General features: G+C 58.8%; 11 protein-coding genes. All 11 read right to left on the bottom strand.

Annotation, left to right across the window (positions count from 1 at the left end; translation table 11 throughout):
- Window positions 1-88: hypothetical protein (locus ACIQV9_RS20210; RefSeq protein ID WP_403105105.1), on the bottom strand; the 88-nt coding region annotated here is incomplete at its 3' end.
- 274 nt (window positions 89-362) lie between these two features.
- Window positions 363-1,691, bottom strand: coding sequence for a tRNA lysidine(34) synthetase TilS (gene tilS, locus ACIQV9_RS20215; RefSeq protein WP_403104891.1), 1,329 nt, complete (start codon window positions 1,689-1,691; stop codon window positions 363-365).
- 147 nt (window positions 1,692-1,838) lie between these two features.
- Window positions 1,839-2,786 (bottom strand): acetyl-CoA carboxylase carboxyltransferase subunit alpha, encoded by a 948-nt coding sequence (locus tag ACIQV9_RS20220; protein ID WP_131059168.1) that lies wholly within the window; start codon window positions 2,784-2,786, stop codon window positions 1,839-1,841.
- A 139-nt stretch (window positions 2,787-2,925) separates the two neighbouring features.
- Window positions 2,926-6,447: a DNA polymerase III subunit alpha gene (dnaE, locus tag ACIQV9_RS20225; protein WP_403104895.1), complete on the bottom strand. Its 3,522-nt coding sequence runs from the start codon at window positions 6,445-6,447 to the stop codon at window positions 2,926-2,928.
- Between the two features lie 76 nt (window positions 6,448-6,523).
- Window positions 6,524-7,150 carry a ribonuclease HII gene (gene rnhB / locus ACIQV9_RS20230; RefSeq protein WP_010462803.1) on the bottom strand — a complete coding sequence of 209 codons (627 nt, stop codon included), beginning with the start codon at window positions 7,148-7,150 and terminating at the stop codon, window positions 6,524-6,526.
- Window positions 7,151-7,158: 8 nt separating this feature from the next.
- Window positions 7,159-8,289, bottom strand: coding sequence for a lipid-A-disaccharide synthase (gene lpxB, locus ACIQV9_RS20235; protein ID WP_403104898.1), 1,131 nt, complete (start codon window positions 8,287-8,289; stop codon window positions 7,159-7,161).
- A gap of 2 nt (window positions 8,290-8,291) precedes the next feature.
- The gene (gene lpxA, locus ACIQV9_RS20240) at window positions 8,292-9,068 is read right to left on the bottom strand and encodes an acyl-ACP--UDP-N-acetylglucosamine O-acyltransferase (protein ID WP_033056289.1); all 777 of its coding nucleotides are present in this window, start codon (window positions 9,066-9,068) and stop codon (window positions 8,292-8,294) included.
- Window positions 9,065-9,505 carry a 3-hydroxyacyl-ACP dehydratase FabZ gene (gene fabZ / locus ACIQV9_RS20245; RefSeq protein WP_008154051.1) on the bottom strand — a complete coding sequence of 147 codons (441 nt, stop codon included), beginning with the start codon at window positions 9,503-9,505 and terminating at the stop codon, window positions 9,065-9,067. Before fabZ ends, lpxA begins: the two co-directional genes overlap by 4 nt.
- Before the next feature lie 108 nt (window positions 9,506-9,613).
- Window positions 9,614-10,669: a UDP-3-O-(3-hydroxymyristoyl)glucosamine N-acyltransferase gene (gene lpxD, locus ACIQV9_RS20250; RefSeq protein WP_403104903.1), complete on the bottom strand. Its 1,056-nt coding sequence runs from the start codon at window positions 10,667-10,669 to the stop codon at window positions 9,614-9,616.
- 3 nt (window positions 10,670-10,672) lie between these two features.
- Window positions 10,673-11,176, bottom strand: a complete 504-nt coding sequence (locus ACIQV9_RS20255) for an OmpH family outer membrane protein (protein WP_010462812.1) — start codon at window positions 11,174-11,176, stop codon at window positions 10,673-10,675.
- A gap of 45 nt (window positions 11,177-11,221) precedes the next feature.
- Window positions 11,222-13,597 (bottom strand): outer membrane protein assembly factor BamA, encoded by a 2,376-nt coding sequence (gene bamA / locus ACIQV9_RS20260; RefSeq protein ID WP_403104906.1) that lies wholly within the window; start codon window positions 13,595-13,597, stop codon window positions 11,222-11,224.
- Between the last annotated feature and the right edge of the window lie 40 nt (window positions 13,598-13,637).

Below are 13,637 nucleotides of genomic sequence, written 5' to 3' on the forward strand. Positions count from 1 at the left end.
CCTCCAGGATGGCTGCCAATGAAGCCGAGGCAATGCCTTTCCCCAATGAAGAAACAACACCGCCCGTGACGAATATGTAGCGCGTCATGAAAAACCCTAGAAGTCTGCGTTAAAGCGGTCCGAGCCGCCGGGGAAAGCGAAGGAAGGCCGAAGCCCCCGATCACCTGCATTAATCACAGTGCACCTTTCAAAAAAACCGCCGCGTTGGGACAGACCGGCAGATGAAACACCGGTACGTTGCTCGCTACACATTTTTTGGAATCGCCCAGCAAAGACTGCTTGGTAATCGGCAACTCCTGTAATTCAGGCGAATCCACAGAAGTTGTATCAAGAAGGGAGCGTAGTCTACCGGAAAGCCCCTTTCAGCTCAAACCTTGATCTTCGCTCAGTGGGTCCCAATGCAAATGCCAGCCCTCCTGCTCGCGGCCATCGAGGCCCCGCAGGTTGGCCACCGCCAGCAATTGCGTGTCTCGGTAGAGCAGCGGCAATCTGCCACGGGCGAAGCCCGGAACACCGCGTTCGTTGAGCAAACGCTTGAGATCCCGGTGGCCGCGATCAGGCAGAGTCATGACCTCTCCTCCCTCACGATAGCGGATCTGCAGCGGGCCAGCGGGGATTTGGCCGGTGAAGGTGAGCACGCCATTTTCCGGTAATACCAGCGCTGTCGAGGGATCAGCCCATGCGCCGGCGGAGGGCGGAATGCGCAGCCAGCAGCCCGACAGCCACCAGATACGCCCACCCGACCGATGCAATTCGCCCTCCGCCAATCGCCAGATCGGACGGGCATCACCCGTGGCATCGCGCAAATCATCCCAACCCGACCAATGGTCGCTATCCGGTAGCCGCGTCAGTGCTGTGAGCCAGTGACTCAATGCGTTGCGCTGGCGTGCGGCAGAAAGTTTTGCCAGCGGCGCCAGCTCCAGGGACGGCAACCCCAACCAATCGAAATCGCTGACGGTGCTCGCGCCGACCAGATCGATTTGCGCCAGGTCATCGAGCAACCCCTGCGCTTCGCTCAGATGCCCGGCGCTGCGGGCCATGGTCGCCATTGCTTGCGGCCAGCGTACGGCCATTACCGGGAACACTTGATGGCGCAGGTAATTGCGCGAGAACTGGCGGTCCTGGTTTGAAGGGTCCTCGATCCACGTCAACTGATGCTCAGTCGCGTAAGCCTCAAGCTCGGCGCGCGTGACATCGAGCAACGGACGCAGAAGATGCCCGCGACCCAGGACGCGCTCGCGAGGCATGCCCGACAAGCCCCTCACCCCCGCCCCGCGCAACAGCCGAAACAGCAGGGTTTCCGCTTGATCGTCACGGTGCTGCGCGGTCAGCAGCAGTTCATTGGCTTGAATGGCTTCAACGAACGCGCCATAGCGTGCATCCCGGGCGGCGCGCTCAAGACTGGCGCCGGACTGAACCTGAACGTGAACCACCTGTAGCGGTACACCCAGCGCATCACAGACCGACTGACAATGTTGCGGCCACGCATCAGCCGCAGCCTGAAGGCCGTGATGGACATGGAGGGCGCTGAGCGCTGGCAGGGGTTCGGTTTTTGAGAGGTCGGCGAGCAGGTGCAGCAGGACAGTGGAATCGAGCCCGCCGGAGAACGCGATGCGCCAGGTTGTAGCGTTGCGCCACAGAGCCAGATTCAGGAGAAGCTTGGCTGGCAAATCAATCGTGGGCTGACTCATATCGATGACTTCGCACAAATCAAATGTGGGAGCGGGCTTGCCCGCGAAGACGGCGGAACAGCCAACAAATTCGTTGAATGTTACATCGCTTTCGCGGGCAAACCCGCTCCCACAGTTCTTTCTATTGTCGGCCGAAGCAGTGTCAGATCAGAGACCGTAGCTCATCAGACGCTCGTAACGACGGGCCAGCAGCGCTTCGTTGTCGAACTTCTTCAGCATCGCCAGTTGCGAGCTCAGCTCGGCACGGATCGAAGCCGCCGCCGTCGCAGGATCGCGATGAGCGCCGCCCAATGGCTCGCCGATCACTTTGTCTACGATGCCCAGACCTTTCAGGCGCTCGGCGGTGATACCCATGGCTTCAGCGGCGTCCGGGGCTTTTTCGGCGGTTTTCCACAGAATCGAGGCGCAACCTTCCGGCGAGATCACCGCGTAGGTCGAGTACTGCAGCATGTTCAGCTGATCGCAAACGCCGATCGCCAGAGCGCCACCGGAACCACCCTCACCGATCACGGTGGCGATGATTGGGGTTTTCAGGCGAGCCATGACGCGCAGGTTCCAGGCAATCGCTTCGCTCTGGTTGCGCTCTTCAGCGTCGATGCCAGGGTAAGCGCCCGGGGTGTCGATGAAGGTCAGGATCGGCATTTTGAAACGTTCGGCCATTTCCATCAGGCGGCACGCCTTGCGGTAGCCTTCCGGACGCGGCATGCCGAAGTTGCGGCGAACCTTCTCGCGCACTTCACGGCCTTTCTGGTGACCGATGATCATCACCGGCTGATCGTCCAGACGGGCGATGCCGCCAACGATCGCGGCGTCGTCGGAGAAGTGACGGTCGCCGTGCAGTTCGTCGAACTCGGTGAAGATGTGTTCGATGTAGTCCAGGGTATACGGACGTTTCGGGTGACGCGCGAGACGTGCGATCTGCCAGCTGGTCAGCTTGCCGAAGATGTCTTCGGTCAGCGTGCTGCTTTTGTCCTGCAGGCGGGAGATCTCATCGCCGATATTCAGCGAATTGTCGTTACCGACCAAGCGCAACTCTTCGATCTTGGCTTGCAGGTCGGCGATCGGCTGTTCGAAATCTAGAAAATTCGGGTTCATAGGCGTCCGTCTTGGGTCGACATCCAAGAGAGCTTGGGCCGGCCGGTTGTCTATTCGCGCCCTACCTTAAGGGACAGGCGCGTTCAGGTCGAGATTAAAAATTCAGGTCGAGATCAGGGCCTTCGGCGGAACCTGACCGTCAACGGTATTGGAGGAAGACGTTGTCTCGCCCGAACTGGTCACGCAAGGCTTGAATCAACGCATCCGCCGGGTCGATCCGCCAGGTCTCGCCGAACTGCAGCAAAGCCTTCGCATCGGGGCTCGTGTACTCCATGGTGATCGGGCACGCGCCGCGGTGACGCTTGAACAACTCACCCAGCCAGCGTAGCTGATCGCCCTTCAAATCCTTGGTCTGCAGCTTCAGGCGCAAGCTTTCGGCGAGGTTGGTGCGCGCATCTTCCATGCTCATCACCCGCTTGACCCGCAGGCGCAAGCCGCCGGAGAAGTCGTCGTTGCTGACTTCGCCTTCGACCACCACCATCGCGTCGGTCTGCAACAGCGATTGCGCGGAATGGAATGCTTCGGCGAACAGCGAGGCTTCGATGCGCCCAGAGCGGTCGTCGAGGGTGATGAAACCCATCTTGTCACCCTTTTTGTTCTTCATCACCCGCAGGGCAATGATCATGCCCGCGACGGTCTGCGTATCACGGGCCGGCTTCAGGTCGATGATGCGCTGACGGGCAAAACGGCGGATCTCGCCTTCGTATTCGTCAATCGGGTGACCGGTCAGGTATAGGCCGAGGGTGTCTTTCTCCCCTTTCAGGCGTTCCTTGAGGGTCAGCTCCTTGGCCTTGCGGTGATTGGCGTAGACGTCGGCGTCTGCCTCGACGAACAGCCCGCCAAACAAGTCGGCGTGGCCACTGTCGTGGGTGCGGGCGGTTTGTTCGGCGGCTTTGATCGCCCCTTCCATTGCCGTCAGCAGGATCGCGCGATTCTGGTCGATGCTGGCCTGGTAGGCTTTCGGTTCGTCGTGGAAACACGGGCCCAGACGATCCAGGGCACCGCTGCGGATCAGACCGTCCAGCGTGCGCTTGTTGATTCGCTTGAGGTCGACCCGGGCACAGAAATCGAACAGATCCTTGAACGGACCGTCCTGACGCGCCTCGGTGATCGCTTCCACCGGACCTTCGCCCACCCCCTTGATCGCGCCGAGACCGTAAATGATGCGGCCTTCGTCATTCACCGTGAACTTGAACTCCGAAGTGTTCACATCCGGCGCGTCGAGACGCAGCTTCATGGTGCGAATTTCTTCGATCAAGGTCACGACCTTGTCGGTGTTGTGCATATCCGCCGACAGTACCGCCGCCATGAACGGCGCCGGGTAGTGCGTCTTCAGCCACGCGGTCTGGTACGACACCAGGCCATAAGCAGCGGAGTGGGATTTGTTGAAACCGTAACCGGCGAATTTTTCTACCAGGTCGAAAATGTTACCGGCCAGGTCGGCGTCGATATTGTTGGTCTTGCAACCGTCAATGAAACCGCCGCGCTGCTTGGCCATTTCTTCGGGTTTTTTCTTACCCATGGCCCGACGCAGCATGTCCGCACCACCGAGGGTGTAACCGGCCATGACCTGAGCAATCTGCATCACCTGTTCCTGATACAAGATGATGCCGTAAGTCGGTGCCAATACAGGCTTGAGGCCTTCGTACTGGTAATCCGAGTGCGGATACGCCAGTTCAGCGCGGCCGTGCTTACGGTTGATGAAGTCGTCCACCATGCCCGATTGCAGCGGGCCCGGACGGAACAGGGCCACCAGTGCGATCAGGTCTTCCAGGCAGTCTGGCTTGAGCTTTTTGATCAGCTCTTTCATACCGCGCGACTCGAGCTGGAACACCGCAGTCGTTTCGGCTTTTTGCAGCAGCTGGTACGTCGGTTTGTCATCCAGCGGGATGAACGCGATGTCCAGCGGCGGCTCATCGACCTTGGCGCGGTCGCGGTTGATGGTTTTCAGCGCCCAGTCGATGACCGTCAGGGTTCGCAGACCGAGGAAGTCGAACTTCACCAAGCCAGCGGCTTCAACGTCGTCCTTGTCGAACTGGGTCACCAGACCGTCGCCGGCCTCATCGCAATAGATCGGCGAGAAGTCAGTCAGTTTGGTCGGCGCGATAACCACACCACCGGCGTGCTTGCCGACGTTACGCACAACGCCTTCAAGCTTGCGGGCCATTTCCCAGATTTCCGCGGCTTCTTCATCGACCTTGATGAAGTCACGGAGGATTTCTTCCTGTTCGTAGGCCTTTTCCAGGGTCATGCCGACTTCGAACGGAATCATCTTCGATAGACGATCCGCCAAACCGTAGGACTTGCCCTGCACCCGCGCCACATCTCGGACCACAGCCTTGGCAGCCATGGAACCGAAGGTGATGATCTGGCTTACCGCGTTGCGGCCGTATTTCTCGGCCACGTAGTCGATCACGCGGTCACGACCGTCCATGCAGAAGTCGACGTCGAAGTCGGGCATGGAGACCCGTTCCGGGTTAAGGAAACGTTCGAACAGCAGGTCATATTCCAGCGGATCGAGGTCGGTGATCTTCTGCACATAGGCCACCAGCGACCCGGCACCCGACCCCCGGCCAGGCCCCACCGGCACGCCGTTGCTCTTGGCCCACTGGATAAAGTCCATCACGATCAGGAAGTAACCGGGGAAGCCCATCTGGATGATGATATCCAGCTCGAAATTCAGCCGGTCGACGTAGACCTGACGCTTGGTTTCGTAGTCTTCGGTGGTGTCCCGGGGCAGCAGGACGCTGAGGCGCTCTTCCAGGCCGTCGAACGAGACCTTGCGGAAATACTCGTCGATGGTCATGCCATCAGGGATCGGGAAGTTGGGCAGGAAGTGAGTGCCCAGCTTCACTTCGATGTTGCAACGCTTGGCGATCTCGACGGTGTTGGCCAGCGCTTCGGGAATGTCGCTGAACAGCTCGGCCATTTCCTCGGCGCTTTTGAGGTATTGCTGATCGCTGTAATTCTTCGAACGCCGCGGATCGTCGAGGGCGCGACCCTCACCGATGCAGACGCGGGTTTCGTGAGCGGCGAAGTCTTCCTGCTTGATGAAGCGCACGTCGTTGGTCGCGACCAGCGGCGCACCGATTTTTTCAGCGAGGGCCACGGCGCCGTGCAACTGTTCTTCGTCGTTGGGGCGGTTGGTGCGCTGGATTTCCAGATAGAAACGATCCGGGAACACGGCCATCCATTCGCGGGCGAGGTTTTCCGCTTCAGCGGGATTGCCACTGAGCATGGCCAGGCCGATTTCGCCCTCTTTGGCCGCCGACAACATGATCAAGCCTTCGCTGGCTTCGGCCACCCACTCGCGCTCGATGATGACCGAGCCATTGCGCTGACCGTCGATGAAGCCGCGGGAAATCAGTTCGGTGAGGTTGCGATAGCCGACAGCGTTCATCGCCAGCAGGCTGATCCGGCTCAGGGCGTTGTCCGGGTCCTTGTTCGACAACCACAGGTCGGCGCCGCAGATCGGCTTGATGCCTGCGCCCATGGCGGCTTTATAGAATTTGACCAGGGAACACATGTTGTTCTGGTCGGTGACCGCGACGGCAGGCATGTTCATGCCGACCAGGGTCTTGACCAGCGGCTTGATCCGCACCAGACCGTCGACCAGGGAATATTCAGTGTGCAGGCGTAGATGAACGAATGAAGCCGGCATAGTGATCCTGTCTAGTAACGTGAAGACAACAAGGCCCGGATTGTACCGGGCCTTGGTAAAAACATCAGCCTTGCAACTAACTCTCGATCAGGTTTTCCCGTGCCTCATAAGCCAGGCGTACCGGGGCGAACGAGCGGCGGTGAATCGGGGTCGGCCCCAGGCGGGCCAGGGCTTCCAGATGAACGGGGGTCGGGTAGCCTTTGTGGCCGCCAATGCCGTAACCCGGGTAAATCAATTCGAAAGCAGCCATTTCACGGTCACGGCTGACCTTGGCCAGAATCGATGCGGCAGCGATGGCTGGCACCTTGCCGTCGCCCTGCACCACCGCTTCGGCGCGCATGGACAGTTTCGGGCAGCGGTTGCCGTCGATCATCGCCAGTTTCGGCTGGATGTGCAGGCCTTCGATGGCACGCTGCATGGCCAGCATGGTGGCATGCAGAATATTCAGCTCGTCGATTTCTTCGACTTCGGCCCGGGCGATGCACCAGCTCAAGGCCTTTTCGCAGATTTCGTCGTAGAGCTTTTCGCGGCGGGCTTCGGTGAGCTTTTTCGAGTCGTTCAGACCGAGAATCGGCCGATTCGGGTCGAGAATCACCGCAGCCGTGACCACGGCGCCGCAGAGCGGGCCGCGACCGACTTCGTCGACACCGGCAACCAAATCTTCCACTTCAGCGACCAGTGTGAAGTCGAGGCCCATCTGCATCGTTTTGCTCATTGTTTTTTGCCGATCAGGTTCAGTACGGCGTCGGCCGCTTGGTTAGAAGCATCCAGACGCAGGGTCCGGTGAATTTCATCGAAGCCACGGGTCTGCTCTTCTCCGTCCTCGATCAATGGCGACAAGGTCTGGGCCAGGGCTTCTACGGTCGCATCGTCCTGCAACAATTCAGGCACCAACAGGCGCTGGGCCAGCAGGTTCGGCAACGAGACGTAAGGACTTTTCACCATGCGCTTGAGAATCCAGAACGTCAGCGGTGCCAGGCGATAAGCGACCACCATCGGCCGCTTGTACAACAGCGCCTCAAGGGTCGCAGTGCCGGAGGCAATCAACACGGCGTCGCAGGCTGCAAGGGCCAGATGGGATTTGCCATCGAGCAAGGTCAGCGGCAGATCGCGGCCGGCCAGCAACTCTTCAAGCTGCGCGCGGCGTTCCGGGCTGGCGCAAGGCATGACAAACCGAACGCCGGGGCGCAAGGCCCGCAGGCGTTGGGCAGTATCGAGGAACAACGCACCGAGACGGCCGACTTCGCCGCCACGACTGCCCGGCATCAACGCAACCAGCGGCCCGTCCTGTAAGCCGAGCTCGGCCCGTGCGGCGGCGCGATCGGCTTCAAGCGGGATCGCATCCGCCAGGGAATGCCCGACGAAACGCACCGGCACGCCCTTCTCTTCATAGAATTTGGCTTCAAACGGAAACAGCGTCAGCATCAGGTCGCAGCCTTCACGAATCTTCAGCACCCGCTTCTGCCGCCACGCCCACACCGACGGGCTGACGTAATGCACGGTCTTGATCCCTGCCTGACGCAGCTTGAGTTCGATATTGAGGTTGAAGTCAGGGGCATCGATGCCGATAAACGCGTCCGGCTTTTCGGCGATCAGGTCGGCGATCAGCTTTTTGCGACGCGCCATCAGCTCGCGCAATCGACCCAGCACTTCCACCAGGCCCATGACCGAAAGACGTTCCATCGGGAAATACGAAGTCAGGCCTTCGGCCTGCATCAGCGGGCCACCGACACCGATGAACTCCACCGCCGGATGCTGAGCCTTCAGCGCGCGCATGAGACCCGCGCCGAGAATGTCACCGGAAGCCTCACCCGCCACCAGCGCAATACGCAGATTAGCCATGATTAACGTGTGATGCCGCGGGTCGAAGACTGAATGGAATCACGGAACACCGCGACTTCCGGGAACTGGTCCGAGGGTTCGGCCAATTCGGCGAGTGCCTGCTCAACCGTCAGGCCCTGGCGGTAAACCACCTTATAGGCACGACGCAGGGCGTGGATCGCGTCTTCGCTGAAACCACGACGACGCATGCCTTCGAAGTTCATGCTGCGGGCTTCGGCGGGGTTGCCGAACACCGTGACGTAGGCTGGAACGTCCTTGCCGATGGCGGTACCCATGCCGGAAAAGCTGTGGGCGCCGATGTGGCAATACTGGTGGACCAGAGTAAAACCGGACAGGATCGCCCAGTCTTCGACGTGCACATGACCCGCCAACGCAGTGTTGTTGACCAGAATGCAGTGGTTGCCGATCACGCTGTCGTGACCGATGTGGGCATAGGCCATGATCAGGTTGTGATCGCCCAGGGTCGTTTCCGAGCGGTCCTGAACGGTCCCGCGGTGAATCGTCACGCCTTCGCGGATGACGTTATGGTCACCGATGACCAGGCGGGTTTCTTCGCCTTTGTATTTCAGATCGGGCGTGTCCTCACCTACCGAAGAAAACTGGTAGATGCGGTTGTGCTTTCCGATTCGGGTCGGGCCCTTGAGAATCACATGCGGCCCGATCACTGTCCCCTCGCCGATTTCCACACCTGCACCGATGATCGACCAAGGGCCGACCTCGACGCCGTCGGCCAGGATAGCCGTCGGATCGATGATTGCGCGAGGGTCAATCAAACTCATAGTTTGCGTTCCGCGCAGATGATTTCAGCGGAGCAGACTGGTTTGCCATCGACCGAAGCCTGGCACTCGAACTTCCAGATCTGACGCTTGCAGCTGATGAAGCGGGCTTCGAGGATCAATTGATCGCCTGGAGTGACGGGCTGGCGAAAACGCAGCTTGTCGGAGCCAACGAAGTAATAGAGCGTGCCGTCGGCAGGCTTCACGTCGAGCATTTTGAAGCCAAGGATACCGGCAGCCTGAGCCATCGCTTCGATGATCAGTACGCCCGGCATGATTGGATGCGCAGGGAAGTGACCATTGAAGAACGGTTCGTTGATGCTGACATTCTTGTAGGCGCGAATGCGCTTGCCTTCCACATCCAGATCCACGACCCGGTCCACCAGCAGGAACGGGTAACGGTGAGGCAGGTATTCGCGAATCTCGTTGATGTCCATCATTTCGGGGGGAAGCCTATGTAAAGATTGGGAGCGCGCGACTGACGCGCACCCCTCTAGCAAATCAAGGAGGCAGTCTAGCGGCTGTGCACACTTGATATGGAAATGGTATCAGCCATCTGATGAAGCATTACCGTCAGGGGTCACGTCCCCTACACGCTTTTCCAGCTGTCGCAGACGTCGCGCGATGTCATCGAGCTGACGGATACGGGCCGCGCTTTTGCGCCATTCGGCTGCTGGTTGCATCGCTGTACCGGAAGAATAGGAACCCTTTTCGGTAATCGAGTGGGTCACCATGGTCATCCCGGTGATAAACACGTTGTCGCAGATTTCGATATGCCCCACCAGCCCTACGCCACCGGCGAGCATGCAATGCTTGCCGATTTTGGTGCTGCCGGAGATCCCCACGCACGCAGCCATGGCGGTGTGATCACCGACCTGCACGTTGTGGGCGATCTGAATCTGATTGTCGAGCTTCACACCGTTACCCAATACGGTATCGGCCAGCGCGCCGCGGTCGATAGCGGTATTCACGCCAATCTCCACATCATCACCGACCAATACACCACCGATCTGGGCGATTTTCTGCCAGACACCTTTCTCGTTGGCAAAGCCGAAGCCTTCGCCACCCAGCACGGCACCGGACTGAATCACTACCCGCTTGCCGATGCGCACGTCGTGGTACAGCGTGACCCGCGGCGCCAGCCAGCCGCCCTCGCCGATTTCGCTACGGGCGCCGATGAAGCAATGCGCACCCACGGTCACCCCGGCAGCAATACGCGCGCCGCTTTCGATCACCGCAAAGGCACCAATGCTCGCCGCCGGATCAACCACTGCGTCCACAGCCACTACCGCTGTCGGGTGAATACCGGCAGGCGCCTTGGGCTTGGGATCGAACAGATGGGAAATACGCGCGTAGGCCAGATACGGATCAGGCACCACCAAGGCATCACCGGCAAAACCTTCAGCGTCAGCGGCCTTCAGCAACAGCGCTGCGGCCCGGCAGTCCACCAGGTATTTACGGTATTGGGGGTTTGCGAGAAAGCTCAACTGAGCTGGGCCAGCCTCTTGCAAAGTGGCTAGCCCAGTAATTTCTTTCTCCGGGTCGCCACGTAGCGTGGCGCCGAGGAACTCGGCCAACTGGCCGAGCTTTATAGTCGCTGTCATGGATTACTTCAGCTGATTCATGCGCTCGATAACCTGGCGAGTGATGTCGTACTGAGGTTTGACATCAATCACTGCGCCACGCTCGAAGACCAGGTCAAAAGCACCTTTCTTGATGACTTCTTCCACAGCGCTGTCCAGTTTCGGCTTGAGCTGCTTCAGCATTTCACGGTCGGCAACGGCTTTGGCTTCGTTCAGTTCCTTGGACTGGAACTGGAAGTCACGGGCCTTTTGCTTGAATTCGAGCTCAAGGCGTTCACGCTCGCCTTGCTGCATCTTGTCGCCGCCAGCCATCAGACGGTCCTGGATGCCTTTGGCGCTGCTTTCCAGAGTCTTGAGCTTGGACAGTTGCGGGCCAAACTTCTTCTCGGCATCCACAGCGTATTTCTTGGCCGCGTCGGATTCCAGCAGGGCCATCTGATAGTTCAGAACGGCGATTTTCATGTCGGCAAAAGCCGGACCTGCTACCAGTACGGTCGCCAGGAGAACCAATTGAGTCAACTTACGCACGATGCACTCCTACAAAATCCATTGTCGTTATTTTGAGGCAGACGCTTAGAACGTCTGGCCGAGAGAGAATTGGAACACTTGAGTCTCAGCGTCATCCGGTTTCTTGATCGGCATGGCCAACGCGAAGCTCAGAGGACCCAGTGCGGTGACCCAGGTCACGCCCACACCGACGGAACTGGCCATGTTACTCAGGCTGATGTCGTTGCACTTTGTATTGGACGCCGAACCGTTTGCGTTGGTGGTGTCTTTGCACTGCGAGTCAAAAACGTTACCCACATCCCAGAATACCGAGGTACGCAGGGAGCGCTGATCCTTGACGAACGGCAGAGGGAACAGAAGCTCTGCACCGCCCTGGATCAGGACGTTGCCACCAAATGGCAGTGGATCCTGGTCCGGGTCGGCTAATGTGCCCGGATTCGTGCCACGGCTAGGCGTACTGCGCGGACCCAGGGTACTGTCCTTGAAGCCACGAACCGAGTTGAAACCACCAGCATAGTAGTTTTCATAGAACGGCAAGCCGTCGGTCGAACCGTAACCGTCGCCATAGCCCAGTTCGGTGTGCAGACGCACAGTGTAGTTTTCAGACAATGGCTGGAACAACTGGCCACGGTAATCAACCTTGAAGAACGACAGGTCGCTGCCCGGCGTGGTGGTTTCCAGTGTCAGGCTCTGGGAACGGCCACGGGTCGCCAATACGCCTTTGTTAAGGGTGGACTCGGACCAACCGGCCGACGCCTTGAAGTTCAGGTAGTTGTCGCCTTCCTTGTTCACGAAGTCGAAAATCTCGTCAACGGTGTACTGACCGGTCTTGATCTTGTCCTGTTGCACGCTCAGGCCAAAGGTCAGACGCGACGTCTCGCTGATCGGGTAACCGACGTTAACGCCAGCACCCAGGCTGTCTACGGCATAGCTCGCTACGTCGACATCGAGGTCATCGTAGTCAGTGGTGCGATAGAACGCGTTGTAGCCCAGGCTCACGCCATCAGCAGTCCAGTACGGATCGACATAACCGAAGTTATAGCGGCTCTGGTATTCACTGCGGGTCAAACCGATGCTGACCTTGTTACCGGTACCCAGGAAGTTGTTCTGGGTGATCGAACCACCGAGGATCAGACCGGCGCTCTGGGCGAAACCGACGCTGGCGGTGATCGAACCGGAAGCCTGTTCTTCAACGCTGTAATTCACGTCAACCTGGTCATCGACACCCGGTACAGCCGGGGTTTCGACGTTGACTTCCTTGAAGAAGCCCAGACGCTCAAGACGGGTCTTGGATTGATCGATCAGGTAGGTCGAAGCCCAGCCGCCTTCCATCTGACGCATTTCACGGCGCAGCACTTCGTCTTCGGACTTGGTGTTGCCACGGAAGTTGATGCGGTTGACGTAAGCACGTTTGCCCGGATCGACGGCAAAGGTGATGTCGACAGTGTGATCTTCATCGTGAGGCTGAGGCACGCCGTTGACGTTGGCGAAGGTGTAACCCTCGTTACCCAGACGACGGGTGATCAGTTCGGACGTGGTGGTCATCAGCTTGCGCGAGAACACCTGGCCTTTCTGAACCAGCAGCAGGGACTTGACCTGGTCTTCAGGGACTTTCAGGTCGCCGCTCAGCTTGACGTCACGAACGGTGTATTTCTCGCCTTCGTTGACGTTGACGGTGATGTAGACGTGTTTCTTGTCCGGGGTAATGGACACCTGGGTCGAAGCGATATCCATGTTGATATAGCCACGGTCCAGGTAGTAGGAGCGCAGACGCTCCAGGTCACCGGAGAGTTTTTCACGGGCGTACTTGTCATCGTTCTTGAAGAACGACAACCAGTTGGTGGTCTTCAATTCAAACAGGTCGATCAGGTCTTCATCAGGGAAGACCGTGTTACCCACCACGTTGATGTGCTGGATAGCCGCAACGGTGCCTTCGTTGATGTTGACCTTCAGGCCGACGCGGTTACGCGGCTGCGGCACCACTTCGGTGTCGACGGTGGCGGAGTAGCGACCCTGGGCGACATATTGGCGCTGCAGTTCGTTACGCACACCTTCGAGGGTGGCACGCTGGAAGATCTCGCCTTCGGCCAGACCGGATTGTTTGAGGCCCTTCATCAGGTCTTCAGTAGAGATCGCCTTGTTACCTTCGATCTCGATACTGGCGACCGACGGACGCTCGACTACCGTGATGACCAGGACGTTGCCATCGCGGCCCAGCTGGATATCTTGAAAGAACCCGGTTTTGAACAGCGCACGAGTGGATTCCACCAGGCGACGATCATCCGCCTGTTCACCGACGTTCAACGGCAAAGCACCAAAGACGCTACCCGCGGAGACCCGCTGGAGGCCATTGACGCGAATATCAGAGATAGTGAAGGACTCGGCGTGAACTTCGGCGATCATCAATAATTTTAGAACCGAATTTAGAAGCAGACGTTTCATTAATTCATTTATTTTTCATAATGTCTTTTTACTTATTTTT

It is taken from the genome of Pseudomonas sp. NPDC099000, from assembly GCF_044759925.1.
In the GTDB taxonomy this organism is placed as follows: domain Bacteria; phylum Pseudomonadota; class Gammaproteobacteria; order Pseudomonadales; family Pseudomonadaceae; genus Aquipseudomonas.

Excerpts from the sequence above, each read along its gene's own strand:
- tilS (WP_403104891.1), bottom strand. The coding sequence starts at position 1,691 with ATGAGTCAGCCCACGATTGATTTGCCAGCCAAGCTTCTCCTGAATCTG.
- ACIQV9_RS20220 (WP_131059168.1), bottom strand. The coding sequence starts at position 2,786 with ATGAACCCGAATTTTCTAGATTTCGAACAGCCGATCGCCGACCTGCAA.
- dnaE (WP_403104895.1), bottom strand. The coding sequence starts at position 6,447 with ATGCCGGCTTCATTCGTTCATCTACGCCTGCACACTGAATATTCCCTG.
- rnhB (WP_010462803.1), bottom strand. The coding sequence starts at position 7,150 with ATGCAGATGGGCCTCGACTTCACACTGGTCGCTGAAGTGGAAGATTTG.
- lpxB (WP_403104898.1), bottom strand. The coding sequence starts at position 8,289 with ATGGCTAATCTGCGTATTGCGCTGGTGGCGGGTGAGGCTTCCGGTGAC.
- lpxA (WP_033056289.1), bottom strand. The coding sequence starts at position 9,068 with ATGAGTTTGATTGACCCTCGCGCAATCATCGATCCGACGGCTATCCTG.
- fabZ (WP_008154051.1), bottom strand. The coding sequence starts at position 9,505 with ATGATGGACATCAACGAGATTCGCGAATACCTGCCTCACCGTTACCCG.
- lpxD (WP_403104903.1), bottom strand. The coding sequence starts at position 10,669 with ATGACAGCGACTATAAAGCTCGGCCAGTTGGCCGAGTTCCTCGGCGCC.
- bamA (WP_403104906.1), bottom strand. The coding sequence starts at position 13,597 with ATGAAACGTCTGCTTCTAAATTCGGTTCTAAAATTATTGATGATCGCC.